We start from the raw sequence: 26,145 nt of genomic DNA on the forward strand, positions 1-26,145 counted from the left end.
TACCGTAGCCATGGCAAACATTACCCCGCCATCCACTCGGAAGGAATCGCCATGGAACTCGCACCCGGCCTGCACCGCGTCGGCAACGACCTCGTCGCCGCCTATCTCGTCGAGGGCGACGGCGGCCTCACCCTCATCGACGCCGGCATCTCCGGCCAGTACTCGGATCTGCTCAAGGAACTGGCCCAGATGGGTCGCGAGGTCGCGGACATCCGCGGCGTCATCCTCACGCACGGCGACTCCGACCACATCGGCTACGCCGAACGGCTCCGCCGCGACCACGGCATTCCGGTCTACATCGGCCACGAGGATGCGGCTCGCGCTCGCGGCGAGGAATCCACCCACCCGGCGTGGGGGAAGACGCGTTTCGGGGCCACCATGGGGTTCCTGTGGTACACGCTGCGCAAGGGCGGGATGCGCACGACGTACCTCACGGAGGTGACGCCGGTTCACGACGGTGACGTGCTCGACCTTCCCGGAGGCCCAAGGATCGTGGCGCTTCCCGGACACTCAGCCGGCAGCATCGCCATCGTCGTGCCCTCCCTCGACGCCGTCTTCGTCGGCGATGCGCTGACCACGCGGCATGTGCTGACCGGGAAGCGCGGTCCGCAGCCCGCACCATTCACGGACGACCCGGATGCCGCGCGCCGGTCGCATGCGAAGCTGGCATCCATCGACGCCAAATGGGTGCTTCCGGGACACGGAACGCCGTGGAACCGCGGCACGCGGGAGCTGGCGGCAGAACTCGCCGCCGAAGACGCAGCCTGAACGGCATCCCGCCGCGTGCGAGCTCTGCGGAGACGACGAAACGGCCCGCCACCTTTGAGGTGGCGGGCCGTTCGCAAGAAGTTCGCGTTGTCGAACGAAGAGCTGCCGATCGACGCGGTACTCGGACTTCGCGCTAGCGGCGCAGCCGCTACCTACGAAGCCCCAGACGCTCGATGAGCGAGCGGTACCGGTTGATGTCGATCTCCTGCAGGTAACCCAGCAGGCGACGGCGCTGACCCACGAGCAGCAGCAGACCACGACGCGAGTGGTGGTCGTGCTTGTGCTCCTTGAGGTGCTCGGTGAGGTCCTTGATCCGCTTGGTCAGGATCGCGACCTGAACCTCCGGGGATCCGGTGTCACCGGGGTGGGTTGCATACTCTTCGATGATCGCCTTCTTGACATCTGCATCGAGTGCCATAGATTCGATCCCCTTCCTCTCGTTGCGCGGTGCCACAGGCCGAATGCCCGGGCGCTCTTTCTCCGCGGCCGTTCTGACGGCAACCGAAGAAGTTTAGCAGGCGCGGAGAGGTGTTCTCGAACGGGTCAGGCGACGGCGTCGCGCGTCTTCTCCAGCAGCCGGTAGTGCAGCAGCGCGAAGCCGTACAGGTAGAGCAATGCGGCGGGGACCCCGCCGAAGAACCATGCCCAGCCGGATGCTCCGAACGCCAAGGTGAGCACGGCCGTGACCGTTCCGCTCACGACGACGAGGGCGCCGAGTGCGACGCCGATCCAGGCGCCGATCGCCGAGTACAGTCCCACAACCGCACCGCGGTCGAGGCGGGCAATGGCCTGCGGCGTCTTGGCCTTGCGATACGCGGCGACCGAGGTGAAACGGGTGGAGACATCCGCGAAGTACCAGACGGCGCCGGCGAAGATCAGGATGGTCGCGGCAAGCGCCCACCCGAACGGCGTTCCACTCTTCGTCGCGATTCCGACCTGCGCGGCGATGAGCCAGGAGGCGACAGCGCCCAGCAGAGCCCAGCCGACGGCGCCCCACCTGAGCTTCAGTCCGAGGTCGACGATGATCTCGTCGTGGGTGCCCAGCAGTGGGTCGTTCTGCAGCTGGGTGGCGCTCAGCGGCGCCGGAACGTACGGCTGTGCGGGAGCGGCCTCGGGCTGCGGGCGGCCCGCGTGGGCTTCCGCTGCGAGCGGCTGCGGCGCCTCATCCACCGGAACCTCGTGCGCAACGACTTCGGGCTCGGAATCGTCGGGCTGGGGGTCCGTCGCGCTGAGAGGTTCGGTCGCCGCTTCCTCCCCTGCCGGCGCGAGGTGCTCCGGTTCGACGGGAGTAGTCGGCGCCTCAGATGCGACCTCGGCGGGCCGCTCGGACTCCGCCTCGGTCGGCCGGGTTCGCGGGCTCGTCTTCCTCGTCGGGGTCACAGATCGTCTCCTTGTCCTCCGGGCCGACGCAGCACCCGGTCAGGTCGTTTCAACTACCCGATCGACACTACCCGCGCGTTCCGAGACGGGCTGACCGTACATCCGCGAGCCGCCACGTGCACGGGTCGATTCCGTCCAAGGTGCGAAGTGCGAAGGTGGAGAACATGCCGACCGACGACGCGCTGACGCCGCACGCCGTGGCGAAAGCGGCTGCGGTCGGACTCGCGGATGCGGCGTTCCTGCCGGGCTGGCACGCACGCGGCGCGCGGGCCAGACGGTGGATCGTGCGCGACCACGAGCATCCGCTCGGCGGACCTCCCGTGCTGCTTCTGCCTGGCGTGCACGAGTCGCCTCGGTTCCTCGACCCGTTCGCGGCACTCTGCGTCGCGAACCGCCGACGACCGCACGTGCTCACCGCACTCGGACGCAACGTGGAACACGTGCTCGACACGGCGGAACTCGCCGCGTCGTACCTGGAACGGCACGACCTGACCGAGGTGCTCATCATTGCGCACAGCAAGGGCGGGCTCGTCGGCAAGCAACTGATGACCTGGGAACGAACGCGGTCGCGGGTGCATGCGATGGTCGCCATCGCGACGCCGTTCTCCGGATCCGCCTTCGCCACCCGAGCGCCCGTGCGCTCGCTGCGCGATTTCTCGCCGTCCGACTCCACACTGCTCGAACTCTCCGCCAACCGGGCAGCGAACAGTGACATCATGTCGGTCTTCCCGCGCTTCGACCCCCAGATCCCGGCGGGAAGCATGCTTGCGGATGCCCGTGCCAACGTGCGGCTACCCGTCGATGGGCACTTCCGTGTGCTCGGACATCCCGAGCTGTGGACTCTGCTGCGACGGACGCTGCGCGATGTCAGCGGAAGGCGATGATTCCGTCGCCCCAGACCCGGCGGAGGTCGCCGTGCGGGTCCGAGACGACGCGGTCAGCGGTGTCGAACACGTACGTCAGACGGGACTGCGTGTCGTAGCGCGGCCAGATCGGCGACATTCGGAGCGGGTTCGGATCGCCGACCTCTGCGAACGAGACCCAGCGGGACTGCATCCGCTCGGTCAGCCGGCGACCGGAAGTCCGCGCCCCTAGTGAGAGCACACGCGGCACGGGAGCGCCGAACACGTGCGGCAGCTCCGCCCCGTGCATCGCGCCAAGCCCGGCCGCCTTCATGAGCGGTGGTGCGAAGTCGAACTCGTACGCCCAGGTGGGTGCGTAGCTGCTGTGCGCGGACGCCGCCCACACGGTGGGCATGCGGAATGCGGCATCCGTCGCAAGGCTCAGTGCGGGCCGCAACCGGGGATAGCCGCGATAGCCGGACGTCACGGCGAGCGCCTCCGGCGTGCCGAGCCGCTCCACCATCAGCTGCACGGCCTTCGAGCTGTTCGGAACGATGGGCGAACGCAAGAGCCGGAAGAGCATCGCCTCGTTGCGGTTCGATCCGATCACCAGTGGGACGCGTAGCGCGCGACCCCGAGCCATCGCCGTCAGCGGGTACTCCGGCACGAGGTCGCCGTCGACGACGGGTGCCACCGGTATCGTGCCCGGTTCGAGCGTGCTCGTGTCGACGATGAGCCGCGAGCACGCCTCGATGAGCGATCCCGCAGGAAGCAGGCGAAGGCGATGCACGGCATCCGGGGCGATGTCGAGCCTGGCCAGGAAGCGCTCGGCCGAGACACGTGCGGTCGCCGGGGAGTAGACGCTGCCGGCCGGAGAACTCTGCGCGATGGCTCCGTGCAGCAGGCCCTCCGCGCTCGGGGTGGCCAGCATCGTGGTGACGGCTCCGGCCCCCGAGGACTCGCCGAACAGCGTCACCCGGTCCGCCGATCCACCGAACTCGCGGATGTTCTCCCGCACCCATGCGAGCGCCGCCAGCTGGTCGCGCTGCCCGACGTTGCTCTCGAACACGTCGTCCGCCGTCGAGAACGACGACAGGTCGAGGTAGCCAAGCGGTCCGATGCGGTAGTTGAAGGTCACCACCACGACGCCACGCTTCGCCAGCCGAGCGCCGTCGTAGAGCGGATCGGCCGAGGAACCCACGTAGTAGGCGCCGCCGTGGATCCACACCATGACGGGCAGGTCGGCCGACCCCAGCTCGGGAGTGTAGACGTTGACCGTGAGGCAGTCCTCGCTCATCTGCCGCGGCTGCACTCCGGGGAACGCCTGGATCGGCTGCGGCGCGATGCGGCCGAACCTGGTGGCGTCGCGCACCCCGTCCCACGGCTCGGGCCGTCGAGGACTGCGGAATCGCAGCGAGCCGACGGGAGGAGCCGCATAGGGAATGCCCTTGAAGGTGCAGACGCCGTCCTCGTACACGCCCCGAACTCGCCCCTGCGCCGTGGCGACGACGGGCCCCTGCTCGTCCGTGGCGCTGCTGAGCGCCGCCTCCGTCGCACTCACGAGATCAGATTAGGACGCCCGGCATTTCGCCGACGCGCAACTCGGACCGCACGCACTGCACCGATGGGCGCGCAGCTCAGAGCGCGGCGATGCTGTACACCGGCGAGCCGGCGAGGCGGTCACGGCCACCGAGGTCATCGAGTTCGAGCACCACGCCGAAGCCCGCGACCGAATAGCCGGCTCTGCCGATGAGCCTGGCCGTCGCGCCCAGGGTGCCGCCCGTGGCGAGCACATCGTCGAGCACGAGCACGCGAGATCCCCTCGGCAGACGCTCGGGTTCCAGCTCGAGGCTCGCCCTGCCGTACTCGAGGTCGTATGTCTCGGCGAGCACCTCCCCCGGAAGCTTCCCCGCCTTGCGCACGACGAGCACACCCACTCCCGCCGCGTACGCGACCGCGGCGGCGAGCACGAATCCGCGCGCCTCGACACCGGCGACGGCATCGAACTCCCCCTCGAAGTGCTGCACGAGATCGTCGACGATGGCACGGAACGCGACACCGTCGGCGAACACCGGAGCAAGGTCGCGGAAGAGGATGCCCGGCTCGGGAAAGTCCGGAACGCTCACCAGCAGACGGTCGAGTTCGTCACGCGCGCGGGTCACCCGTCCACATTAGGGCGTTCACCGGCGGGATCGACGCGGATGTCGCCCCTACGGTTCGCCCGACTCTGACTGGGAGGCGCGATCTCCGGCATCGGCGGCCAGATGACGATCGTGGCGATCGGCCTTCAGGTGTACGACCGGGTCGACGCTCTCGGTCTCGGGCGTCGCGTTATTCGCGCTGCTGCCCATGGTGTTCTTCGGCATCTACGGCGGGATGCTCGCGGGCGTGATCGGTCGCCGGCTGCTCGCGCTGCTGTCTGCCATCGTCGCGTGGGGGGTCGACGTTGTGCATCGCCCTGCTCGCCTGGTCCCGGTGCAATAGGGAGGGTTTCCGCCCTGCGTTGGGTGGTCTGGTGATCATCGTCGCCGTCATACCGTTGCTGCGGCTGCAGCCGGCGTTCCGCCAGTACGACGCGATGCGCCCGGAGCCGTAGGGCTTCCGGGCGCATCGCGGTGGAGTCACGATTTCACATCGAGCAGATCGATCACGAAGATCAGCGTCTTGCCGCCGAGCGGATGCCCGCTGCCGGCCAGCCCGTACGCCAGCTGCGGCGGAATGGTGAGCTGGCGCCGACCGCCGACCTTCATGCCGGGAATGCCGTCCTGCCAGCCCTGGATGAGTCCGCGGAGCGGGAACTGGATCGACTGGCCCCTGCTCCACGAGGAGTCGAACTCCTCGCCCGAGTCATAGTCGACCCCGAGATAGTGAACGTCGACGCTCGCGCCGGGTGTCGCCTCCGCGCCGTCGCCCTCGACGAGGTCGACGATCTCGAGGGCCTCGGGCGCCGGACCCTGTGGGGCGTCGATCTCCGGCTTGGACTTCTGCGTTTCGCTCATCCCTCCATCCAACGGCACCGTGCCGTCCGCGTCAAAGCGCGATGGCGACAAGGGCTGACGACGACGAAACTGGGCGCAAATGCTTGCAATACTGGCCGAGCCGATGCACGCTGGGTTCAGACCAACTCGCCGCTCGGATTCGGCTGCAGGCAGTGCCGCACCACCGAGCGGTGAGTTTTGTCCGGGGCACGATCGGGGCCCGCGACCCCCGGGGGATTGCCTCAGTGGAGGCCGTACAGCCGACCCCGCGAAGCGCTGATCTCGGCCAGCAGAGCGGCTTCTTCGGCCGGCGTGTAGGCATCCGCCGCTCCGGTCACGAGGCGCTGACGGTCCATCGCCAGCCTGGTCGTATCGCGCACCATGGATCGGACGATCGCGGGCGCCTCACCACCGCGCACGCGGGCCCAGGCGCGAACCCGGCGACGTCCGGTCCTGGTGCCGTAGAGCGCGACCTCGTCCGGCGTGAACCATCCGGCCCTGCCGTACTCCTCGAGCCGGTCTCTGGTCAGGTGCTGCTCGCGAACGCGCAGAAGCACCACCGTCACCACGGCGGCCACGAAGATCGGGAACTCGAAGAACAGGTAGACGCCCCAGAAGCCGAGGTAGCCTGCGACGTTCCATACCGAGTGCAGCACGATGGCGACAGCGAGTCCGATGGCGAACGCGCCCAGGATGCGTCCAACGCCTCTCCTGCGCGCCGCGAGTCCGACCGCGAGCCCCGTGCACGAGGTGAAGAGCACGTGTGCGAACGGTGAGAACAGCGCGCGCAGAACGAATACTGTGGCGGCCTCGCTCGCTCCGCCGTTGTGCAGGGCCGTGCCGAAGTACTGGATGTTCTCCACGAACGCGAACCCGCCTGCGGTGAACGCGGCATACACGATGCCGTCGATAGGTCCGTCGAACGTGCGGCGGGCGGCGAAAACGAGGATGAGCAGCACCGCGCCCTTCGCGGACTCCTCGACGATCGGGGCCCGGACCGTCGCGGACAGGATCGAGCTCTCCGGAATGGCGGTGAGGAATCGCTGGCCGACGTCGAAGAGCAACGCGATGGTGATGGCTGCTGCCGCACCCCAGAGGAAGGCGAGCACCTTCGCCGCCCATGGCTCCGGCTCCCAGGCGTCGATCCAGGTCGCCGTGAGCACCACTATGGCCAGCGGAACCAGTGCGAGCAGGGCGCTCACCGCGACCGGGCCGGCGCCGAACGCGAGCACGAGGTAGGCGAACACGACGACGAGGAGCTGGGTGAGCAGCACCAGGCCGATGATCGTCCACACGACGGTTCTGGTGCGGGTGCGTAGTTTCGGCGGCGCGGGCGGCAGCGGGGTCGACGGATAACCGGTCATGCAGACGTCACGGTCGTTCTCGGGGCACGGCAGCGGGTCGGATGGGACATGCGACTCCTCGTCGTGTGGGGGCCCCTGAAGCGCGCGGGGGCCGGTGAACGCATCGGAATCTTACGCGTAGGATCGGTGCGCGGCGGGCGCCCAGTTCACGGGTCGTCACGCGGAGGGAGTGCTGCGCGACGTGACGACGATCTCCGTGGTGATCCCCTCGTACAACGATGCGGCGATGCTCCGGGAGTGCCTGCACAGGCTGCGCGAGCAGTTGCGGCCGGCCGACGAGATCATCGTCGTCGACAACGCGAGCACCGACGAGACGGGCGAGGTGGCCCGCTTGCTCGGCGCCACAGTGGTGCAGCAGCCGGTGCGCGGGATCTTCCCGGCCGCCGCTGCAGGCTATGACGCGGCATCCGGTGACATCATCGCGCGGCTGGATGCCGACTCCCGGCCGCCCGCAGACTGGCTGGCACACATCGAGGCGGAGCTCACCGTCTCGCCCGAGGTCGGCGTGCTCACCGGGCCCGGCGAGTTCTACGACGGCAACGCGCTCGTGACGTGGCTGGGCGAGAACCTCTACATCGGCGGGTACTTCTGGTTCGGAGGCCTCTGGCTCGACAACGGCCCGATCTTCGGATCCAACTTCGCCATGCGGCGCGAGGTCTGGTTACGGGTGCGGCTGCGCGTGCACCGCGACCTGCGCCGTGTGCACGACGACCTCGACCTGAGCCTGCATCTGCCCCCGGATGTCGTCGTGCGCGTCGACGACACGCTCCGGGTCGGCATCTCGGCGAGGCCGTTCTCGTCGTGGCGTGCGTTCGGAAGGAGGCTCGGCTGGGCCTATCTGACGTTCCGGCTGAACTGGCCGGAGGCGTCACCATGGCGCATCCGTGAGGCACGCGAGAAGTACCGGCTGCAGCGCCGGGCGGAAGACGAGGCAGGCCGGGGCGACGCGACAAACACGGTCTGACCGCACCGGCTTATCCGGCCTCGGCGAACAGCTCCAGCATGTCGCGGGCCAGCTGATGCGGCGCGGTCTCGCACGGGCTGTGTCCGGTGCGGTAGACGGCGAGTTCGGCTCCGAGCCGCTCCGCGAACCCGGCGTGCAGCCTGACCGGCCACAGGTCGTGCTCCCCGGTGGCCACGAGAACCGGGATGCCCGTCGCCCGCAACTCGCGTGAGACATCCGGTGTACGACGCATGAGCCCGATGATGTCGTCGATCGACTCGCGGCTGGTGAGCTCGAAGCGGGATCGCACGAACTCCAGCCGTTTCGGACCCACCTTGTTCTTGTTGGTGACGATGCCCCAGATCATCAGCCCGGCACCCTGGTGCGCCGTGGTGAAGCGGCTCAGCCAGCCGATCATCCGCACGCCGCGGAACGTCTCGCCAGGCAGCGGCGGCGTGGTGAGCAGGGTGAGGCTGCGCACCAGGTCGGGGCGACGCACCGCGGCCAGCTGAGCCACCGTTCCGGCGAACGAGTAGCCGAGCAGATGCGACGGGCCGCCTGCGGCCAGAACCGCAACGAGGTCGTCGACGAAGAGGTCGTAACTGTACGCTCCACCGGGTCCGGGTCCGGCATCCGCCGACTCGTACTGCCCCGCGAGGTCGTAGCTGATCACGTTGTAGCCGGCGGCCACGAGGATCGGGCCGAGCAGCACGAAGTCCTCCTTCGAGCCGGTCACGCCGGGAACGAGCACGACGCGGGGATCACCGGGGTCACCCATCGACCACGTCGCCAGCGACCCGCTCGGCGCCTCGAACCGGCCGACCACCGTGCCCTCGGGCGGAACGGACCAATCGAGTTCACCGATTGCCGCATCGGCCGCGATCGCCGCGCGACGCGATTCGCCGTCGCCCGCCGACCATGACCTGTCGGCGCGTTCCTCGTCGATGGACACTCGTCCACGATAGGGGTAGGGCGCGTGCCCTGGCGTGCGTCAGAGACCTTCGTCGGGACTGCCGTGGTGATCCGACACGACGGGGATCGAGGTGGTGACGGTCTCCAGTCCGCTCAGTCTGGCTGGCGAAAGCAGCTTCGTGACACGCTCCCGTGGCATGAGACCGGCCTCGACCACGAGATCGGCGACGTTCCGGTTCGTCAGGAGCGCCGTCTTCGCCAGGGCCGCTGCCGCCGCGTACCCGATGTGCGGGGTGAGCGCGGTGATGACGCCGATGTTCGACCCAACCATCGTCTCCAGCCGCTCCTCGTTGGCGGTGATGCCGTCCACGCAGTTCACGCGCAGGGTGAGGCACGCCTGGCGCAGCCAAGTGATCGACTGCAGCAGGAAGTTCGCGATGACCGGTTCGAACGCGTTCAGCTGCAGCTGGCCGCCCTCGGCGGCGGCGGTGACCGTGGCATCCGCTCCGATGATGCTGAACGCCACCTGGTTCACCACCTCAGGGATCACCGGGTTCACCTTGCCCGGCATGATGCTCGACCCCGCGGCGCGCGGCGGCAGGTTGATCTCGCCGAGGCCCGCCTGCGGTCCGCTGGAGAGGAGCCGGAGGTCGTTGCAAATCTTCGAGAGCTTGACTGCGCTGCGCTTCAGCGCACCGCTGAAGGACATGAACGCGCCTGCATCGCTCGTGGACTCGATGAGGTCGGGGGCGGCTTCCAGGTCGAGCCCTGAGATGCGCGCCAGGTGCTGCACCGCCGAGGCGGAATAGCGCGGATCGGCCGTGATGCCGGTGCCGATCGCGGTGGCCCCGATGTTGACCTCGGAGAGCAGCCAGATTGTCTCCTTGAGACGCTGGTAGTCCTCGCCGAGCGTCGTCGCGAAGCCGTGGAACTCCTGCCCGAGAGTCATCGGCACGGCGTCCTGCAGCTGGGTTCGGCCCACCTTGAGCACGTGCTTGAACTCGACGCCCTTGCGGGAGAACGACTCACGCAGCGCCCACAGCTCGTCCAGCAGTGAGCGCAGCAGCAACGACAGGGCGATCTTCAGCGCCGTCGGATACGTGTCGTTCGTGCTCTGGCTGCGGTTGACATCGTCGATCGGGTGGATGTGCGCGTAGTCGCCCTTCTTCCACCCACCGAGTTCGAGCGCCCTGTTGGCGATCACCTCGTTCGCGTTCATATTGGTGGAAGTACCGGCACCGCCCTGGATGATGCCCACCACGAACTGGTCGTGCAGCTTGCCGTCGAGCAGCTCGAGGCAGGCTGCCTCGATGAGCTCGGCCTTGTGCGGCTCGATGGCGCCGATCTCCGCGTTCGCCCGCGCCGCTGCGAGCTTCACCATGGCGAGCGCGTCGACGAAGGTCGAGTACACCGAGATCGGCCGGTGCGCGATCGGGAAGTTCTCCAAGGCCCTCGAGGTGTGGATGCCCCAATATGCGTCTGCCGGAATACGACGTTGCCCGAGCGAGTCCGTCTCGATGCGGTAGTCGCCCTCCTGCGCCTCCCAGCCGTCGGGAGGCGACATGCCGGAATCGGGCTGCTGAACGGGGATCTCTTGCGTCGCTGTCACGACTCTTCGGCCTTTCCGCGCGACGCATCGTCGCGCCCGCAACCTCGACTCTACGCGGCGCGCCGTAAGGCATCCTGGGCACGGGACGCACCGATGTCCGGGCGGCCGGATTCAGGACGATCGGCCGTGGCGCGCCCGCTCGGCACGCAGGTTGGCGCACCTACGAAAGCCGCCGGAGCAGGCCGCGCACGAACGAGTCGACGCGTTTCGTGTACGGAGGGAAGATCATGGTCATCGACTCCGGCTTCAGCGGTTTGCTGAGGACCGCCTTCTCGTTGCTCAGCGTGGTGAACCCCGCCTCGCCACGGTAGCGGCCCATGCCGCTCTCCCCCACACCGCCGAACGGCAGCCCGATAACGGTCTGCTGGATGAGCGCCGCGTTGAATCCGACGGCGCCCGACGACGTGCCGCGCAGGAACGCCCTGCGCACCCGTTCGTCGTTCGAGAACACGTACAGCGAGAGCGGCTTCTCCCCGGCGGCGATGCGGCGGATCGCGTCGTCTGCGCCGGCCACCTCGATGACGGTGAGGATCGGTCCGAAAACCTCCTCGCCCATGATGCGGGAGTCGTCGGCGACGTCGGTGAGCACTGTGGGAGCGATGTATTTGTCTTCAGCATCCGTCTGCCCTCCGGACGCCACGGTGCCGTCACCCATCAACGCGCTCAGCGCCTCGAACCTGGCCGGGCTCACGATACGGGCGTAGTCGCCGGATGCCTGCGGGTCGCTCCCGTACAGCTCGTGCACCGCTGCGTCGATGAGCGGCACCACCCGGTCGATCACCTCTCGCGTGGCCATCAGGTAGTCGGGCGCGACGCAGGTCTGGCCGGCGTTGAGGAACTTGCCCCACGCGATCCGCTTGGCGGCCGCCTCCAGGTCGACGGAGTCGTCCACGTACACCGGCGACTTTCCGCCGAGTTCCAGCGTGACCGGCGTGAGGTGCTTGGCGGCGGCCGCGGCGACGATGCGGCCGACGCGGGCGCCGCCGGTGTAGAAGATGTGGTCGAAGCGCTGCTCGAGCAGAGCCGTGGTCTCGGGGACCGCTCCCTCGACGACCGAGACGGCGCGGGCATCCAGATAGTCCGGAACCAGGCGGGCGACCGTGGCCGAGGTGGCGGGCGCCAGCTCGCTGGGCTTCATCACGACGGCGTTGCCCGCCGCGAGTGCTGCGACGACCGGGCCGAGGAGCAACTGGATCGGATAGTTCCACGGAGCGATGACGAGCACGACCCCGAGAGGTTCGCGGATGACCCACCCACGCCCCGGCTGCAGCGCCAGCGGAAGCGAGACCCGCTTCGGTGCCGCCCATGACCTGAGGTTCTTCAGCGCGTGGGAAACCTCGGCCAGGATGACGTTGATGTCGGCCAGCTGCGTCTCGGTGGGGCTGCGGCGCAGGTCCGCGGCAAGCGCGGCCTCGAACTCCGCCCCGTGCTCGGTGAGCATGCGGCGGATGCCCGTCAGCTGCTCCCGGCGCCAGGCCAGCGGTTTGGTGATCCCGGCCGAGAAGGCGGCGCGTCGCCCGGCCACGATGCCTGCGATCTGGTCAGAAGCCATGCCTCATGCTAATGCTGGTCAGCTGACCAAGTTCAGCATCAGTGCGGGAACAGCGCCTCGATGGGGCCACGGGCGAAGTAGATGGCGAACCCGGCGGCGACGATCCACAGCAACGGGCTGATCGAGCGCACCTTGCCGGAGAACGCCTGCACGACGACCCAGGCGATGAACCCGGCACCGATCCCGTTGGCGATCGAGTACGTCAGTGGCATCACGATCACGGTGAGGAAGACCGGCAGCAGCACCGAGAAGTCGGTCAGATCGATGCTCTTGATCTGCGACATCATGAGCGCGCCGACGATGACCAGCGCCGCGGCGGCGACCTCGGACGGCACGATCTGGGCGATCGGGGTGAAGAACATGGCGAGCAGGAACAATCCGCCCGTGATCACGTTGGCGAACCCGGTGCGCGCTCCTTCACCGATACCCGCCCCGGACTCGATGAACACCGTGTTCGACGAGCTGGAGGTGAGGCCGCCCGCGACGGCGCCGACACCCTCGACGATCAGCGCGCTGCGCAGTCGCGGGAAGGTGCCGTCCGCGTTGGCGAGCCCCGCTTCTTTGGAGAGTCCGGTCATGGTGCCCATGGCATCGAAGAAGTTGCTGAAGACGAGCGTGAACACCAGCATCACTGCGGTGAGCACGCCGAGCTTGCCGAAATCGAAGCTCACCTGTCCGACCAGGCCGAAGTCGGGCAACGAGACCCAGTTCGTCACCTCGGGGATGTTGAGGTTCCAGCCTGTGGCATCCTTCGGCTGGGCGCCGAGGTGCCAGATCAACTGAGCGATCACGGCGAGGATGGTGCCCGAGACGAGTCCGATGAGGATCGCGCCCTTCACCTTGCGGGCGACGAGGATGCCCGTGATCAGCAGCGTGAGCACGAACACGAGGGTCGGAATGGTGGCAACGGAGCCGTTCAGGCCGAGGCCGATCGGCGGGGAGTTCAGCTTCGTGGTGGTGACGAAACCGGCATCCACCAGGCCGATGAACGCGATGAAGAGGCCGATGCCGACGGTGATGGCGATCTTCAGCGAGTAGGGCACGGCGTCGAAGATGAGCCGCCGCAGCCCGGTGGCCGAAAGAATGACGATGATCACGCCGTCGATCACCACGAGCCCCATCGCCTCCGGCCAGGTCACCTGACCGACGACACTGACCGCGAGGAACGAGTTGATACCGAGCCCGGCGGCGAACGCGAACGGGAGCCGGGCGATCAGGCCGAACAGGATCGTCATCACTCCGGCGGTGAGCGCCGTCACTGCAGCCACCTGCGGGAACGCGAGCGAGTGGTGCGCCACGTCTTTGCTGCCCGACAGGATGATCGGGTTCAGCACGATGATGTACGCCATCGTCACGAACGTGACGACGCCGCCGCGCACCTCCTGCCACCACGTCGACCCGCGCTTCGAGATCTCGAAGAACGAATTGAGACGACCGGGAGCCTGGGGTTCGGTCTTGGTCGCGGTTCCGGACATGGGGGGCTCTTTCCGATCGGGCAGAGGAAGGGGGTTGACGCGGAGGGGTGAACGAGTTGCGCCGAGACGATATTGTCAGGCGACCGCCAGGTGATCAAGCGACGAGATGAGGCCAGATGGCGACCCTATGGACCCTGCACGGCGATGGCAAGACTATCCGCCCCGACACGGTCGTGGCACCGGATGAACGGCTCAGCTGGCCGCGCACGATCGGCATCGGCGCGCAGCACGTCGTCGCCATGTTCGGAGCGACGTTCCTCGTTCCGCTGCTCACCCACTTCCCGCCCTCTACGACGCTTCTGTTCTCGGGCATCGGCACCATCGGGTTCCTGCTCATCACCCGGAACAGGCTGCCCAGCTACCTCGGATCGTCGTTCGCCTTCATCGCACCGATCACCGCGGCCACCGCGGGCCACGGCATGGGCGGCGCGCTGTTCGGGATCCTGGCGGTCGGCATCCTGCTCGCCATCGTCGGCGGCGTGGTCGTGCTCACCGGCACCGGCTGGATCGACGCGCTCATGCCCCCCGTGGTGGCCGGCGCCATCGTCGCCCTCATCGGGTTCAATCTCGCACCGACGGCGGTCTCGAACTTCAGCACGTCGCCGCTGGTGGCGATCATCACGCTGGCCGCGATCATCCTGTGCACTGTGCTGTTCCGCGGGATGCTCGGCCGCATGTCGATCTTCGTCGGCGTGGTGATCGGCTACCTCGCCGCCGTACTGCTCGGCGTCGTCGACTTCTCGCCGGTGGCGAAGGCCGCCTGGGTCGGCCTGCCGACGTTCGCGCTGCCGGGGAATCCGTTCGCGGATGCCTCACTCTGGGCGCTGCTGCCGGTCTTCCTCCCGGTCGTGCTCGTGCTGATCGCGGAGAACGTCGGACACATCAGGGCGGTCGCCCAGATGACCGGCCGCGACGTGAACGTGCTCACCGGACGGGCCCTGTTCGCCGACGGACTCGCCACCACACTCGCCGGACTCTTCGGCGGATCCGGAACCACGACCTACGGCGAGAACATCGGCGTGATGGCCGCCACCAAGGTGTACTCGACGGCGGCGTACTGGGTGGCAGGTGCGGTCGCCGTGCTGCTCGGGCTGTCGCCGAAGGTCGGAGCGGTGCTGAACACGATCCCGTCCGGCGTGCTCGGGGGCGCAACGCTCGCGCTGTACGGGCTCATCGGCGTCGTCGGCATCAAGATCTGGATCGACAACCGGGTGGACTTCTCTAAACCGAAGAACCAGTTCGCCGCGGCTGTCGCTCTGGTGATCGGCGTCGGCAACCTCACCTGGGTGATCGGCAACCCGAAGGGCGGCATCCAGCTGAGCGGCATCGTGCTCGGAACGGTCGCAGCGATCGTGATCTACCACCTGATGAACGCGATCGGGCGCGCGCGCCGCACCGACTGAGGTGCGTATTCAGCTATGCAGGGCGGGGACGATCAGATAGATGCCGAACAGCACGACCAGGGCGCACAGCACGAAGCACGTGTAGGCCACGATAAGCGCGAGACGCTTCTGCAGCGGCGTGAGCGGGCTGCGCGACGCGGCCTTCTTGATGCGCTTCGCCTCCGCTGCGGCCTCGGCCGGGGTGACGATCGTGATCGCGTCCGTGAACTCAGCCGGGGTGACGTGTGGCGCCTTGCCCGCCGTGGAGAGCATCCTCAGCGCCAGCGCATATAGCGAGATGACGACGCACGCAGCGACCAGCGCCACAGCGGCGACGATCACGAACGAGATCCAGTCGATGCCGCTCATGCTGCGCTCCGTTTCGGCTTCTTCGGCTTGACCTTGCGGATCTTGACGACGCGTCCGGACTCGGCCACCTCGTTGACGCCCTCGAACGCGTTGCGCGCGGACACCCGATTGCGCTTGGAGATCGCGAAGATCAGCACGATCACGCCGACCGCGATGATGAGATCGATCACCACTCCGACGAACCCGAGCAGTCCGATGAGCGCCGTGATCGCGCCGACGACGGCCGCGGCGGGCAGCGTCATGAGCCAGCCGAGACCGATACGCCCGGCCGTGCCCCACCGCACGCTGGAGCCCCTTCTGCCGAGGCCGGATCCGATCACCGATCCGGATGCCACCTGTGTAGTCGAGAGCGCGAACCCGAGGTGCGAGGAGGCGAGGATGGTCGCCGCGGTGCTGGTCTCCGCCGCGAAGCCCTGCGCCGGCTTCACATCCGTGAGGCCCTTGCCCAGGGTGCGGATGATGCGCCATCCGCCGGTGTAGGTGCCGACGCCGATGGCCAGCGCACAGGCCGCGATGACGAGCACGGGAGGATTCGAACCCGGCGCGAGCGCACCCGCCGAGATGAGCACGAGCGTGATGACGCCCATCGTCTTCTGTGCGTCGTTGGTGCCGTGGGCGAGCGCCACGAGCGACGACGAGAAGATCTGGCCGAACCGGAACCCGGCGCGACCGTCGGGCAGACGGTCGTACCGGCGCGTGATCGCATAGGCCAACCGGGTGGCGCAAAAAGCCACGAGGCCCGCGATGATCGGGGAAAGCACGGCCGGCAGGATGACCTTGTCGAGCAGCACGACGTAGTCGACCGACCCGAAACCGGCGCCGACGATCGCGGCACCGATCAGTCCGCCGAAGAGTGCGTGGCTGGAGCTGGAGGGAAGGCCGTAGAGCCAGGTGACGAGATTCCAGATGATGGCGCCGACGAGCCCGGCGAAAATCATCGTCGGTGTGATCAGAACACCGCCGTGGCCCTCGTTGATGAGGCCGTTCGAGATGGTCTTCGCCACCGCCGTGGAGAGGAACGCCCCCACCAGGTTGAGCACGGCGGCGAGCGCGACCGCGATCTTCGGCCGCATCGCGCCGGTCGCGATCGGCGTCGCCATGGCGTTCGCCGTGTCGTGGAAGCCGTTGGTGAAATCGAAGAAGAGTGCCAGCGCGATCACCAGCACGACGATCAGGGTGAGGTCCACCGACGTCTTTCTCGAATAGCGGGCACGGGCACGGCCTCCCGCTTCCCCGGCGAGCCGGAGGCGGCGCAACGGCGACGTTCATCCGTGGTGCACCGTGCGTTAAGGACCACGTCGATCGTCACATGTGGCGGTGGCACGGTCAACTCGACGAGGGGAGCCCGCGGATATCACCGCGATCGCCGGTGCTGCGAGAGGTGCTGCAGAACGTGCTCCCCGAACTCGTCATCACGATGGCGATGACCGTATGCGCCCTGTGGCGGGAATCACGCCCGCGGCGCTCGCGGACGCCTGAGCGCCCGCCCGATCAGGTCGCAGCGTCCGCCGTCGCCTGTGCGATGAGGGCGAGCACCGCGTGTGCGTACGCCGTCTCTGCCTCCGCCGCAGCGAAACGTGTGTGCGCGCCGTCGCGAGCGGTCTCGACGACGTAGTCACCGGCATCCGTGCGGTTCAGCGCCACGAACGTGCCGCCGAGGAGACCACGGAGCTGATCCTCACGCGGCAGCCACACCGCGTTCTCGACCGCGACCGAGTCGAGCGCCCACTCCGTCGTGCCGTTGAAGCCGAGGATCGTGCCGGTGTCGAACTCATGTGCCTCGATCGTCATGTCGCTCACGGTGAACGTCTCGCCGTCGAACTCGCCCGAGTCGATGGCGAAGACGTCGCCGGATGCCGGATGCCACACCAGTCCGTGGTCTCGCAGCTCGCGTGCCAACTCGGTCGTGATCATCCCGCCATTATGCGTCGCGGGCACCGAGTGGGCGTGCCGGGACGAGCTCTGCGAGCAGGCACACCTCGAGCGGCTCAGGCAGCACCCAGGTGCGCACCCTCCCGAGTTCGTATCCCGATTCGGCTGCCAGCACTCTCAGCGCCTCCTCGGTGCCGACCCGTGCGTGCAGCTCGTCGTGCGTGCCGTGCGGGCGCCGCTCGGCGCCGCGGCTCACCGCCTCGGCGACCTCGGGCACATCGCGCACGTCGCCCGTGCGGAACACCCCCACCACGACACGCCCATCCGGCGCGAGCGCGTTGCGCCATGATCGCAGCGCATCCACCGGGCTGGGCAGCAGGTGCAGCGCGGTGACACACGTGATCAGATCGAACTGCTCTCCGCCGACGTCGGGCGCGATCGAGGCGTCGCCCTCGATCAGTTGCGCGCCGGGCAGGTGCTCACGGGCGATCTCGAGCATGCCGCGAGACAGGTCGACACCGACCTTGCGGATGCCCGCCTCCGGCAACGCCCGCAGAACGAGCCCGGTGCCGGTCGCCATGTCGAGCACGCTGCGCACACCGTCGGTTCCGGCGAACTGAGCGACCGCCTCGGCGAGAGCCGTGTGGAACTCGGACTCGTCGTAGTGGCCCGCACGCTCGTCGAAGCGGCGTGCGATCTCTTCGGGGCTCTCGGCTGCGCGCATCCCTCCATTGTGGTCCCGGCCGGTGCCTCACCCGCGTTCGCCCAGAGCAGACGCGGCGGGAAGAACTCACCGTTGGCACTCTCCACTGCAGAGTGCTAATCTGACCGTAGTTGAGCCTAAGCGGCTCAACTTTGAAACCATCGTGGATCGACCCATGGAGGAGTAGAGATGGCAACCAACTACGACCCGTTCCGCGAACTCGACCGACTGGCCGGCGCCATGTTCGGCGGCGGGCAGGGGCCGCGGCTGATGCCGATGGACCTGTACCGCGACGGCGACACCTACGTGCTGAACGCCGACCTGCCCGGCATCGACCCCGGCTCGGTGGACATCGACGTCGACGGCCAGCTGCTGACGATCCGCGCCGAGCGCACGCTGTCGAGCGGTGAGGGCGTGAAGTGGATCACGCGCGAGCGCCAGTCCGGCTCGTTCCTGCGCCAGTTGAGCCTGGGCCAGGGCCTCGACACCGACCGCATCTCCGCGAACTACGTGAACGGCGTGCTCAGCGTGACGATCCCGGTCAGCGAGAAGGCGAAGCCTCGCAAGATCGCCGTGACCAGCGGCGCCGCCACGGGCGAAGGCGACCACCCGACGGTGACGGTCGAGGAGAAGCACGAGAAGCCGATCGACGCGTGAACGTCGTGCGCACCGCACGCGTGCGCTGAGATCTGGCACGAAGGCGGGGCCGGGGACTCATCCCCCGGCCCCGCCTTCGTACGTCTCAGCTTGCTGCGGCTACTGCTCCTCGTGGTGGTTCGGGTCGCCTCCGAACAGCCGGCCGTCCGACCTGCCGAGCGCGGTGATCGCCGCGACCTCGTCGTTGGTCAGCTCGAAGCCGAAGATGTCGAAGTTCTCGTGCTGACGCTCGGCATTGCCCGACTTCGGCAGCGGCACCGATCCGAGCTGAACGTGCCAGCGCAGTACGACCTGAGCCGGAGTGACACCGTGAGAGGCGGCGGCGTCCACGATCGCCTGTTCTTTCAGTACCGGCGAGTTCTTGCCGAGCGGACTCCACGCCTCGGTCACGACGCCGTGCTCGTCGTGGAACGCTCGCAGCCGCTCCTGCGGGAAGTACGGGTGCAACTCGATCTGGTTCACCGCGGGCAGCTCTCCGGTCTCGCGCTGCAGCCTGGTGAGGAACTCCTCTGTGAAGTTGGAGACCCCGATCGTTCGCACGAGCCCGCGGTCGCGCAGTTCGATCATCGCCTTGAACGTGTCGACATAGCGGTCGACGCTCGGGTTCGGCCAGTGGATCAGGTATACATCGATCTTCTCGACGTCCAGAGCGCGCCGGGACTGCTCGAACGAGGCCATCGTCTCGTCGTACCCATGGTGCCTGCCGGGGATCTTGGTCTGCACGATGAGCTGGGCGCGCTCGAGCCCTGATGCCCGCATGCCGCGCCCGACGGCATCCTCGTTCTCGTAGTTCACGGCCGTGTCCAGCAGCCGATAGCCGGCCTCGATCGCCGACACCACCGCCTTCTCGCCCGTCTCGCCGCGCAACGGATACGTTCCGAAGCCGATCGCCGGGATGCTCGTTCCATCGTTCAACACGCGCTGCGGAATGCTCATGCAGGCAACGCTACCGACACTCCACCGCGCCGAGGCTGCCATCGACGACCCGTGGTCGCCGTCGGCGGCATCGCGCGTCTTGCGGATAGCGTGGATGCCATGCCCGATCTCGATATCGCCGCTCCCGCCGCCAAGCGGGTCCCGTTCACCCGCACACACCACGGAGACTCGGTCGAAGACCCATACGAGTGGTTGCGGGACAAGGACGACCCAGAGGTGATCGCGCACCTGGAGGCGGAGAACGCGTTCACCGAGGCAAGGACGGCGCACCTGGAACCGTTGCGCAAGCGGATCTTCGAGGAGATCAGGTCGCGCACTCAGGAGACCGACCTCTCCGTTCCGGTGCGCGAGGGCCGCTGGTGGTACTACTCCCGCTCGTTCGAGGGCAGTCAGTACGGCGTGCAGTGCCGCGCACCGATCGCCACCGACGACGACTGGACGCCTCCCACTGTGGCCGACGTCGACGCCGGCACTCCGGCGCTGGCCGGCGAACAAGTGCTCTTCGACGCGAACGCTGAGGCGGAGGGCCACGACTTCTTCCGGCTGGGCACGTTCGACGTCAGCACCGACGGCACGATGCTGCTGTACGCCGTGGACACCGTCGGCGACGAGCGGTACACGCTTCGCGTGCGCGACCTCGTGAACGGCGGTGAGCTCGGCGACGAGGTGCCGAACACGTCGGCCGGCGCCGTGCTCTCCCCCGACGGCCGGCACGCGTTCTACGCGACCGTCGACGATGCGTGGCGCCCCGACACCATCTGGCGTCACGCCCTGGGAACGGAGCCTTCCGCCGACGTCGTGGTGCACCACGAGAAGGACGAGCGATTCTGGGTCGGCATCGGCGTCACACGCAGTCGCGGCTACATCGAAGTAGGTATCGGCTCATCCATCACGAGCGAGTCGCGGCTGATCCCGGCCGCCGATCCGACCGCCGCCCCCACGGTGGTGTGGCCGAGGCGCGAAGGCGTCGAGTACTCGGTCGAGCACGCCGTCGTCGCCGGTGAGGACCGGCTGCTCATCGTGCACAACGACGGTGCAGAGGACTTCGAGCTGGTGGATGTCGCGGCATCCGACCCGCTCGGGCCTCGGAAGGTCATTCTTCCGCACCGACTGGGCGTGCGCCTCGAGTCGGTCGACGCCTTCGCCTCTCGCGTGGTCGTCGAGTACCGCAGGGACGCGCTCACCAGGGTCGCGGTACTGCCGCTGACCGCGGATGGCTACGGCGACCTGCGCGAGCTCGAGTTCGATGAGCCGCTGTACACGGTGGGCACGACGGGAAACCCGGAGTGGGAGCAGCCCACGGTGCGCCTCGGCTACGGTTCGCTGGTCACGCCGTCGACCGTGTACGACTGGACGCCGGACGGCGCCGCCGCTTCGGACGAGCTGCGGCTTCTGAAGAGGCAGCCGGTCCTCGGCGGCTACGACCCGGATGCCTACGAGCAGCGCCGCGAATGGGCGCGCGCCGAAGACGGCACACTGGTGCCCATCTCGATCGTCTACCGCCGGGACCTCGTCTCCCCAGGCACCCCTGCCCCTCTCGAGTTGTACGGGTACGGGTCGTACGAGCACAGCATCGACCCGTCTGTCTCTATCGCACGGCTGTCGCTGCTCGACCGCGGCGTGGTATTCGCGATCGCCCACGTGCGCGGCGGCGGCGAGCTCGGCAGGCACTGGTACGAAGACGGCAAGCTGACCCGCAAACGCAACACCTTCACCGACTTCGTCGCCTGCGCCAAGCACCTCGTGGAGCGCGGCTGGACGGCTCCCGACCGGATGGTGGCGGAGGGCGGCAGCGCAGGCGGGCTGCTCATGGGTGCGGTGGCGAACCTCGCGCCGCAGTTGTTCGCGGGCATCCTGGCGGCCGTGCCGTTCGTCGACGCGCTCACGAGCATCCTCGATCCCGATCTTCCGCTCACGGTGATCGAATGGGACGAGTGGGGCGATCCGTTGCACGACGCGGCGGTCTACGAGTACATGAAGTCGTACACGCCGTACGAGAACGTTCCGCAGGATGCCCGTGCCTACCCGCGCATCCTCGCCGTCACCAGCCTGAACGACACCCGCGTGCTGTACGTGGAGCCGGCCAAGTGGATCGCGCGCCTACGCGAAGCGGGTGCGCCCGTTCTGCTGAAGACGGAGATGTCGGCCGGGCACGGCGGAGTCAGCGGACGGTACAACTCGTGGCGGGAGCGCGCGTTCGAGCTGGCCTGGCTGCTGGATGTGCTGCGCGCTGGAGCTGAAAGCGAAGGCCCAGTGGGCCTTCGCCGCGACGCCAGCGCCGAGTCAGCTGCGCTGACTCGGTTGCCACGAAGTCAGGAGCAGTAGGGGCGACAGGTGCGCTGCGCCAGCGCGTCGACGAGCACGTTCGTGATGTCTTGTGGATGCTCTGCCGTATAGACCGCTCCCACCGTGGCGTTCGCGATCTGCGACATGGCAGATACGTCGGTGTCCGGTCCCATCCCGACCATGATCACCGGCACCGGCTTCGCGGGATTGCGCAGCGCCTTCAACTGCGCGAGCAGGTCAGGCAGGCTGAGCCCGCCCGCCGGGTTGTCGTTGCGGCCGTCGGTGACCACCAGCACGTAGTTGACCATGCGAGGGTCGTAGCCGTTCTGCACGGCCTTCACCGCCGCCAGCACGGTGTCGTACAGACCGGTGTCGCCCCGAACCATGCCGGAGAGCGACGCGTACACGCGCGACACGTCGGCGGCGTGCGCGGGATCGTTCAGCGACAGAATCGGCGTCTGCTGCTGCCACGGCTGAGAGCCGGCCTGGTTCGTGGAGAACGTCCAGACACCCATGTCGGTCTGCGGTGGCAAGAGCTGAAGCATGCTGTTCGCGGCGTCCTGGAATACCGCTATTCGGCTCAGCCCGCCGGCATCTTCGTCCATCGAACCCGACGTATCGACGACCACGAGCATGCGGGAGCGCAGCGTGATGGCCGACCAGCTCTGCAGAAGGCCGATCTGTGCACCGCCGTCGAGCGCCGGGCGCGTCTTCGGCGCGTTCGCGACGACGCCTTTCGCGGCGAAGTCCGACTCGGCGTTCGCGGTGCGGAACCCGGCGTGGGCGAGCGTCTGCGCATCCGTCGTGAACTGCCGCTCGAGCGCGTCGATCAACTCATCCTTGTTCTTGTCGCCGGTCGTGGGGCCCGCAACGCGCACAAACGGATACGACACGCTGACCGTGCCGTCCTTCGGGTAGAGAGCGAAGAACTGGTGCTCGGGCGAGCTCTCATTCTGAGCAACGACGGACTGCTCCGTCGTCACGACCACGGTGGGCGTCGGAGCCTTCTCAGCATCAATGAACGCGTCAGCGACGGTAGGCGGGATGGTCTTGCCGAGTTCGATCATGTCTCGCGAGAATGCCAGGTCGTCGCCTGGGTCCGCCGTTGCCTTGATCTCCGCGAGCGCGGCCAGGCTGGAACCGTTCTGCGCAGGTTCCGGAAGGAGCGCTGGAGTATCGCCGTCCGCGATGGTGCTCCATTGCAGACTCTGACCATCGAAGGCATCCGCGTTCTCCGACGGCGTCGCGAACACGAGCGGACTCGAGGCGATCGACGGTCCGAAGTCGGCGAGCGGCGCCCGGCGGATGAGCGACCACGACAGCACCTGCATGCGCGGCTCCCACGCGGGCGAGTCTGGGATCCACACGTCGGCCTTGGCATCTCCCCCGACGGCGAGCGTGGACGCCGTGTCGGCCGACTTCTCGCTACGGACGGTCGTGTGCACGCACGGAGTGGTCGCGTCGAAACCCTGCGCCGACTTCGCGAGAGCGGCCGCGATGGAGGGATCGGCGACCACCCGCAGGTCGACCGGATCACAGCTCTGGGCCCAGGCCGCCGCTGGAAGGATCGGGTTGAAGACATTCTTCGTCCAGGCGACGCATCCGGTCACGATCAGCACGAGCACCACCCCGCCCGCGATGAACCACGCGGCTCCGCGCCTGCTGCGCCGCTTCGGCTGCTGTTGCACGGGGACGGGTCCAGTAGAGCGCGAGACGGATCGCTTGCCGGAGTCCCTCGGAGGTCGTTCGTTGCTGCTGTGTCGGCCCACGGGCGCTCCTGGTCGGGTTCCGCAACAGCCCGAATCGACCCCCCCTCATCAGGGCTGCAGTACGCGGACAGCCTAGCCAACACCTGTTGGATCGACCATCGAGAACGCGAAATAAGTTCGCTTCACTCGCAAACTCGCGGACGGAAAGTCTCGGTCGAGGACCTACCCGAAGAGCAGGGCCGCCTCCTCGTAGCGGTAGTCCGGAACCGTGTTCAGGCCGCCGGTGGCGTCCGCGATCGACACGATCTCGACATCCGTGCCCTTCAGCGACACCATCGAACCCCACTGCCCGGTCTGTGCCGCATCCACGGCCGCCATGCCGAGGCGCGTGGCCAGCACTCGGTCGTAGGCGCTGGGCACTCCGCCGCGCTGGATGTGCCCGATCACGGTGGCGCGGGACTCGATGCCGGTGCGCTCCTCGATCATCGGCGCGAGCAGCTCGCCGATTCCGCCGAGGCGCGGCCGGTTGAAAGCGTCGAGCCCCTTGTGGGAGTGCGCGCCTTCCATGGTGTTCAGGTGGAAGCCCTCGGAGACCACGACGACGGGCGCACGGCCGCGGTCGCGAACATGCTCGACCCATTCGCAGATCTGGTCGATCGACTGGGGCTGCTCTGGGATGAGGATGGCGTGCGCGCCGCCCGCCATGCCGGAGTGCAGGGCGATCCAGCCAACGTGCCTGCCCATGACCTCCACGATCATGCAGCGCTGGTGGGACTCGGCCGTCGTGCGAAGGCGGTCGATCGCCTCCGTGGCGATCTCGACCGCGGTGTCGAAGCCGAACGAGTAGTCGGTGGCGGCGAGGTCGTTGTCGATGGTCTTCGGCACGCCGATCACCTTGAGACCGCCCTCGTCGACGAGGCGGCGTGCGGCCGTCAGTGTGCCCTCGCCGCCGATCGCGATGATCGCGTCGATGCCGTGCTCGTCGAGCATCCGCTGGATCTTCTCCGGCCCGCCTCCGTCGCCCTCGAACGGGTTGGTGCGACTCGACCCGAGGATGGTCCCGCCCTGGCGGGAGAGACCGCGCACGCTGTGCCGGTCGAGGGGCACGATGTCGGCGTCGACCACGCCGCGCCAGCCGTACCGGAACCCGACGAACTCGTCGCCGTAGACGCGATCGCCCTTCAGCACTGCACCGCGGATGACCGCGTTCAGGCCGGGACAGTCGCCGCCTGACGTGAGGATTCCGATCTTCATTACGCGCCTCTTTCGCACACACAGGGATCACATCTGTTTGCACGTCGATACGCCGCTGTATCGGCCGATACGTCAATGATCATGCCGGATGCCGCCGGTCCCCTCCAAAACGAGGAGGGCGGGACGCGCGGCGGTTCAGTGGGCCTTCAGCACCCGTTCCAGCTTCGAGGAGCTCTGCGACGGATGCCCGCCGGCCGCCAGCACCACTTGCTCCAGTCCGTCGAGCAACTCGGTTCGCGCCCGCCTGCTGTCCGGTGCGGCGGCGGAGAGCTCCACCTCCCACTCGCGCCACGTATCGCGCCCGCCGGTCGTGAGGTTCTCCCCCGTCACGTGGTCGTCGCAGTACTCGGCGACCGGGTAGCCGGCGGCATCCAGAAGCCGGCTGACCACCCGGTGGTTGCGCACCCTGGCTACTGGCATCAGCTCGGCATCCCCGATCAGAGCGGCCACCTCCTCGATCAGCAGAGCAGGCACGGATGGCCTCCCGTCGCCGTGTGCGCCGCTGGATCGATGTTCGTCCGATTCGATGGCGAGCGACCAGTGCTGCTCCATACGGCCCTCTTCGACGTCCCGCTTGATGTGCCAGCCCGCGTCCGGGCCACCCTCGCGCCTCCGGAGAGCGACCCGTGCGTGCGCGAGCGCGAAGCCGGCGGTGTCGTAGTAGACGGCATCCAGCTCGCGCACCTCCGGCGCTTCGATCACGGCGATCGGCCCGACGCCGACGAACGCAGGGACGTCCGCCGTCTCTGTCACGTCGTACTTGCGCTCGATCTCGATCGTGGAGGTGCCGTGCCGCTTGCTCATCACCCCAGTCTTGCGCAGGTGTCGCGGGCAGATTGCCCGAGGCTGCGGCGATCGTCCGTCTGCGCGATACGCGGCGAAGGGTGCGCCGCGGCCGGACACGGACGTAACCTGACTGCATGACCGAGCACGCCGATGCCGTGCCTGCGGATTCCGACCCCGACTACGACGAGTTCGCCGCCGCTCAGGAGGGCGACTACGAGCCCGAGTTCAACGAGGCGGAAGCGCTGGCAGACGAGGATGAACGCCCGATCGACGACGACGTCGACGAGGGCTTTCCGGATGATGAGCGGGTCGTCGTGTTCGACGATGAGCCCGACGAGGACGACGCCTGAGCGATACGCGCTACGCGC

The 26,145-nt window shown here is 68.0% G+C and carries 26 protein-coding genes; 7 read left to right on the forward strand and 19 right to left on the reverse strand.

Features of this window, described 5'->3' with window-relative positions:
• The first annotated feature begins 51 nt into the window (after positions 1-51).
• Positions 52-768 carry an MBL fold metallo-hydrolase gene (locus ACYVI5_RS02685; protein WP_460578884.1) on the forward strand — a complete coding sequence of 239 codons (717 nt, stop codon included), beginning with the start codon at positions 52-54 and terminating at the stop codon, positions 766-768.
• 148 nt (positions 769-916) lie between these two features.
• Here the strand turns inward: ACYVI5_RS02685 and rpsO are convergent, their stop codons facing one another.
• Together rpsO and ACYVI5_RS02695 are read right to left on the reverse strand one after the other, a co-directional pair.
• Complete coding sequence (rpsO, locus tag ACYVI5_RS02690; protein WP_146317451.1) at positions 917-1,186, reverse strand: 30S ribosomal protein S15; 270 nt, start codon at positions 1,184-1,186, stop codon at positions 917-919.
• 125 nt (positions 1,187-1,311) lie between these two features.
• On the reverse strand, positions 1,312-2,148 hold the full coding sequence (locus tag ACYVI5_RS02695; protein WP_460578885.1) for a hypothetical protein: 837 nt from the start codon (positions 2,146-2,148) through the stop codon (positions 1,312-1,314).
• 164 nt (positions 2,149-2,312) lie between these two features.
• Here ACYVI5_RS02695 and ACYVI5_RS02700 point away from each other — a divergent pair, with 164 nt between their 5' ends.
• Positions 2,313-3,032 (forward strand): esterase/lipase family protein, encoded by a 720-nt coding sequence (locus tag ACYVI5_RS02700; RefSeq protein ID WP_460578886.1) that lies wholly within the window; start codon positions 2,313-2,315, stop codon positions 3,030-3,032.
• Here the strand turns inward: ACYVI5_RS02700 and ACYVI5_RS02705 are convergent.
• The 5 genes from ACYVI5_RS02705 to ACYVI5_RS02725 all read right to left on the reverse strand — a co-directional run bounded on the left by ACYVI5_RS02705 (position 3,016) and on the right by ACYVI5_RS02725 (position 7,332).
• The gene (locus ACYVI5_RS02705) at positions 3,016-4,551 is read right to left on the reverse strand and encodes a carboxylesterase/lipase family protein (protein WP_460578887.1); all 1,536 of its coding nucleotides are present in this window, start codon (positions 4,549-4,551) and stop codon (positions 3,016-3,018) included. The two genes, ACYVI5_RS02700 and ACYVI5_RS02705, sit on opposite strands and share 17 nt — an antisense overlap.
• A 76-nt stretch (positions 4,552-4,627) precedes the next feature.
• Entirely contained in the window at positions 4,628-5,152 is a 525-nt protein-coding gene (locus ACYVI5_RS02710; protein ID WP_460531638.1) for a purine phosphoribosyltransferase family protein, read from the reverse strand.
• 48 nt (positions 5,153-5,200) lie between these two features.
• The gene (locus tag ACYVI5_RS02715) at positions 5,201-5,356 is read right to left on the reverse strand and encodes a hypothetical protein (protein WP_460578888.1); all 156 of its coding nucleotides are present in this window, start codon (positions 5,354-5,356) and stop codon (positions 5,201-5,203) included.
• Positions 5,357-5,611: 255 nt separating this feature from the next.
• Positions 5,612-5,989, reverse strand: a complete 378-nt coding sequence (locus ACYVI5_RS02720) for an FKBP-type peptidyl-prolyl cis-trans isomerase (RefSeq protein ID WP_460578889.1) — start codon at positions 5,987-5,989, stop codon at positions 5,612-5,614.
• A gap of 221 nt (positions 5,990-6,210) precedes the next feature.
• Positions 6,211-7,332, reverse strand: a complete 1,122-nt coding sequence (locus tag ACYVI5_RS02725) for a PrsW family intramembrane metalloprotease (RefSeq protein WP_460578890.1) — start codon at positions 7,330-7,332, stop codon at positions 6,211-6,213.
• Between the two features lie 181 nt (positions 7,333-7,513).
• Here ACYVI5_RS02725 and ACYVI5_RS02730 point away from each other — a divergent pair, with 181 nt between their 5' ends.
• Positions 7,514-8,296, forward strand: a complete 783-nt coding sequence (locus tag ACYVI5_RS02730; protein WP_460578891.1) for a glycosyltransferase family 2 protein — start codon at positions 7,514-7,516, stop codon at positions 8,294-8,296.
• A 10-nt stretch (positions 8,297-8,306) separates the two neighbouring features.
• Here the strand turns inward: ACYVI5_RS02730 and ACYVI5_RS02735 are convergent, their stop codons facing one another.
• The 4 genes from ACYVI5_RS02735 to ACYVI5_RS02750 form a co-directional block, all read right to left on the reverse strand.
• Positions 8,307-9,221 carry an alpha/beta fold hydrolase gene (locus ACYVI5_RS02735; protein ID WP_460579209.1) on the reverse strand — a complete coding sequence of 305 codons (915 nt, stop codon included), beginning with the start codon at positions 9,219-9,221 and terminating at the stop codon, positions 8,307-8,309.
• A 45-nt stretch (positions 9,222-9,266) separates the two neighbouring features.
• Positions 9,267-10,751, reverse strand: a complete 1,485-nt coding sequence (locus ACYVI5_RS02740) for an aspartate ammonia-lyase (RefSeq protein WP_460531878.1) — start codon at positions 10,749-10,751, stop codon at positions 9,267-9,269.
• Positions 10,752-10,956: 205 nt separating this feature from the next.
• Positions 10,957-12,348, reverse strand: coding sequence for an aldehyde dehydrogenase family protein (locus tag ACYVI5_RS02745; protein WP_460578892.1), 1,392 nt, complete (start codon positions 12,346-12,348; stop codon positions 10,957-10,959).
• A 38-nt stretch (positions 12,349-12,386) separates the two neighbouring features.
• Positions 12,387-13,823, reverse strand: a complete 1,437-nt coding sequence (locus ACYVI5_RS02750; RefSeq protein ID WP_460578893.1) for an NCS2 family permease — start codon at positions 13,821-13,823, stop codon at positions 12,387-12,389.
• Positions 13,824-13,939: 116 nt separating this feature from the next.
• Between ACYVI5_RS02750 and ACYVI5_RS02755 the strand changes: the two genes are divergently transcribed.
• Complete coding sequence (locus tag ACYVI5_RS02755; RefSeq protein WP_460531616.1) at positions 13,940-15,226, forward strand: uracil-xanthine permease family protein; 1,287 nt, start codon at positions 13,940-13,942, stop codon at positions 15,224-15,226.
• A gap of 9 nt (positions 15,227-15,235) precedes the next feature.
• Here the strand turns inward: ACYVI5_RS02755 and ACYVI5_RS02760 are convergent, their stop codons facing one another.
• The 4 genes from ACYVI5_RS02760 to ACYVI5_RS02775 form a co-directional block, all read right to left on the reverse strand.
• Entirely contained in the window at positions 15,236-15,574 is a 339-nt protein-coding gene (locus ACYVI5_RS02760) for a peptidase (RefSeq protein ID WP_460531613.1), read from the reverse strand.
• Positions 15,571-16,761: an inorganic phosphate transporter gene (locus ACYVI5_RS02765; protein WP_460578894.1), complete on the reverse strand. Its 1,191-nt coding sequence runs from the start codon at positions 16,759-16,761 to the stop codon at positions 15,571-15,573. The genes ACYVI5_RS02760 and ACYVI5_RS02765 overlap by 4 nt, the downstream gene beginning before the upstream one ends.
• Before the next feature lie 304 nt (positions 16,762-17,065).
• Positions 17,066-17,488, reverse strand: coding sequence for a hypothetical protein (locus ACYVI5_RS02770; RefSeq protein WP_460578895.1), 423 nt, complete (start codon positions 17,486-17,488; stop codon positions 17,066-17,068).
• A 7-nt stretch (positions 17,489-17,495) separates the two neighbouring features.
• The gene (locus ACYVI5_RS02775; RefSeq protein WP_460578896.1) at positions 17,496-18,170 is read right to left on the reverse strand and encodes a class I SAM-dependent methyltransferase; all 675 of its coding nucleotides are present in this window, start codon (positions 18,168-18,170) and stop codon (positions 17,496-17,498) included.
• A 168-nt stretch (positions 18,171-18,338) separates the two neighbouring features.
• On the opposite strand from ACYVI5_RS02775, the gene ACYVI5_RS02780 reads away from it, so the two are divergent.
• Positions 18,339-18,806 (forward strand): Hsp20/alpha crystallin family protein, encoded by a 468-nt coding sequence (locus ACYVI5_RS02780; protein WP_460531601.1) that lies wholly within the window; start codon positions 18,339-18,341, stop codon positions 18,804-18,806.
• A 99-nt stretch (positions 18,807-18,905) separates the two neighbouring features.
• Here the strand turns inward: ACYVI5_RS02780 and ACYVI5_RS02785 are convergent, their stop codons facing one another.
• The gene (locus ACYVI5_RS02785) at positions 18,906-19,742 is read right to left on the reverse strand and encodes an aldo/keto reductase (RefSeq protein ID WP_460578897.1); all 837 of its coding nucleotides are present in this window, start codon (positions 19,740-19,742) and stop codon (positions 18,906-18,908) included.
• A gap of 99 nt (positions 19,743-19,841) precedes the next feature.
• Between ACYVI5_RS02785 and ACYVI5_RS02790 the strand changes: the two genes are divergently transcribed.
• On the forward strand, positions 19,842-22,067 hold the full coding sequence (locus ACYVI5_RS02790) for a S9 family peptidase (RefSeq protein WP_460578898.1): 2,226 nt from the start codon (positions 19,842-19,844) through the stop codon (positions 22,065-22,067).
• Here ACYVI5_RS02790 and ACYVI5_RS02795 read toward each other — a convergent pair.
• From ACYVI5_RS02795 to ACYVI5_RS02805, 3 genes are all read right to left on the reverse strand, one after another.
• Positions 22,055-23,716, reverse strand: a complete 1,662-nt coding sequence (locus ACYVI5_RS02795; RefSeq protein WP_460578899.1) for a substrate-binding domain-containing protein — start codon at positions 23,714-23,716, stop codon at positions 22,055-22,057. The two genes, ACYVI5_RS02790 and ACYVI5_RS02795, sit on opposite strands and share 13 nt — an antisense overlap.
• 243 nt (positions 23,717-23,959) lie before the next feature.
• Positions 23,960-24,991: a 6-phosphofructokinase gene (locus ACYVI5_RS02800; protein ID WP_460531590.1), complete on the reverse strand. Its 1,032-nt coding sequence runs from the start codon at positions 24,989-24,991 to the stop codon at positions 23,960-23,962.
• Positions 24,992-25,126: 135 nt separating this feature from the next.
• The gene (locus ACYVI5_RS02805) at positions 25,127-25,795 is read right to left on the reverse strand and encodes a CYTH domain-containing protein (protein ID WP_460578900.1); all 669 of its coding nucleotides are present in this window, start codon (positions 25,793-25,795) and stop codon (positions 25,127-25,129) included.
• A 116-nt stretch (positions 25,796-25,911) separates the two neighbouring features.
• On the opposite strand from ACYVI5_RS02805, the gene ACYVI5_RS02810 reads away from it, so the two are divergent.
• Positions 25,912-26,127 (forward strand): hypothetical protein, encoded by a 216-nt coding sequence (locus ACYVI5_RS02810; protein ID WP_460531584.1) that lies wholly within the window; start codon positions 25,912-25,914, stop codon positions 26,125-26,127.
• Positions 26,128-26,145: the final 18 nt, after the last annotated feature.

The sequence above is a fragment of the Humibacter ginsengisoli genome, from assembly GCF_054780095.1.

Bases quoted from the DNA above. Each gene is read 5' to 3' on its own strand.
- ACYVI5_RS02685 (WP_460578884.1), top strand. From the start codon at position 52: ATGGAACTCGCACCCGGCCTGCACCGCGTCGGCAACGACCTCGTCGCC.
- rpsO (WP_146317451.1), bottom strand. From the start codon at position 1,186: ATGGCACTCGATGCAGATGTCAAGAAGGCGATCATCGAAGAGTATGCA.
- ACYVI5_RS02700 (WP_460578886.1), top strand. From the start codon at position 2,313: ATGCCGACCGACGACGCGCTGACGCCGCACGCCGTGGCGAAAGCGGCT.
- ACYVI5_RS02715 (WP_460578888.1), bottom strand. From the start codon at position 5,356: ATGCCGAAGAACACCATGGGCAGCAGCGCGAATAACGCGACGCCCGAG.
- ACYVI5_RS02720 (WP_460578889.1), bottom strand. From the start codon at position 5,989: ATGAGCGAAACGCAGAAGTCCAAGCCGGAGATCGACGCCCCACAGGGT.
- ACYVI5_RS02725 (WP_460578890.1), bottom strand. From the start codon at position 7,332: ATGACCGGTTATCCGTCGACCCCGCTGCCGCCCGCGCCGCCGAAACTA.
- ACYVI5_RS02740 (WP_460531878.1), bottom strand. From the start codon at position 10,751: ATGTCGCCTCCCGACGGCTGGGAGGCGCAGGAGGGCGACTACCGCATC.
- ACYVI5_RS02745 (WP_460578892.1), bottom strand. From the start codon at position 12,348: ATGGCTTCTGACCAGATCGCAGGCATCGTGGCCGGGCGACGCGCCGCC.
- ACYVI5_RS02750 (WP_460578893.1), bottom strand. From the start codon at position 13,823: ATGTCCGGAACCGCGACCAAGACCGAACCCCAGGCTCCCGGTCGTCTC.
- ACYVI5_RS02755 (WP_460531616.1), top strand. From the start codon at position 13,940: ATGGCGACCCTATGGACCCTGCACGGCGATGGCAAGACTATCCGCCCC.
- ACYVI5_RS02760 (WP_460531613.1), bottom strand. From the start codon at position 15,574: ATGAGCGGCATCGACTGGATCTCGTTCGTGATCGTCGCCGCTGTGGCG.
- ACYVI5_RS02770 (WP_460578895.1), bottom strand. From the start codon at position 17,488: ATGATCACGACCGAGTTGGCACGCGAGCTGCGAGACCACGGACTGGTG.
- ACYVI5_RS02775 (WP_460578896.1), bottom strand. From the start codon at position 18,170: ATGCGCGCAGCCGAGAGCCCCGAAGAGATCGCACGCCGCTTCGACGAG.
- ACYVI5_RS02780 (WP_460531601.1), top strand. From the start codon at position 18,339: ATGGCAACCAACTACGACCCGTTCCGCGAACTCGACCGACTGGCCGGC.
- ACYVI5_RS02785 (WP_460578897.1), bottom strand. From the start codon at position 19,742: ATGAGCATTCCGCAGCGCGTGTTGAACGATGGAACGAGCATCCCGGCG.
- ACYVI5_RS02790 (WP_460578898.1), top strand. From the start codon at position 19,842: ATGCCCGATCTCGATATCGCCGCTCCCGCCGCCAAGCGGGTCCCGTTC.
- ACYVI5_RS02800 (WP_460531590.1), bottom strand. From the start codon at position 24,991: ATGAAGATCGGAATCCTCACGTCAGGCGGCGACTGTCCCGGCCTGAAC.
- ACYVI5_RS02805 (WP_460578900.1), bottom strand. From the start codon at position 25,795: ATGAGCAAGCGGCACGGCACCTCCACGATCGAGATCGAGCGCAAGTAC.
- ACYVI5_RS02810 (WP_460531584.1), top strand. From the start codon at position 25,912: ATGACCGAGCACGCCGATGCCGTGCCTGCGGATTCCGACCCCGACTAC.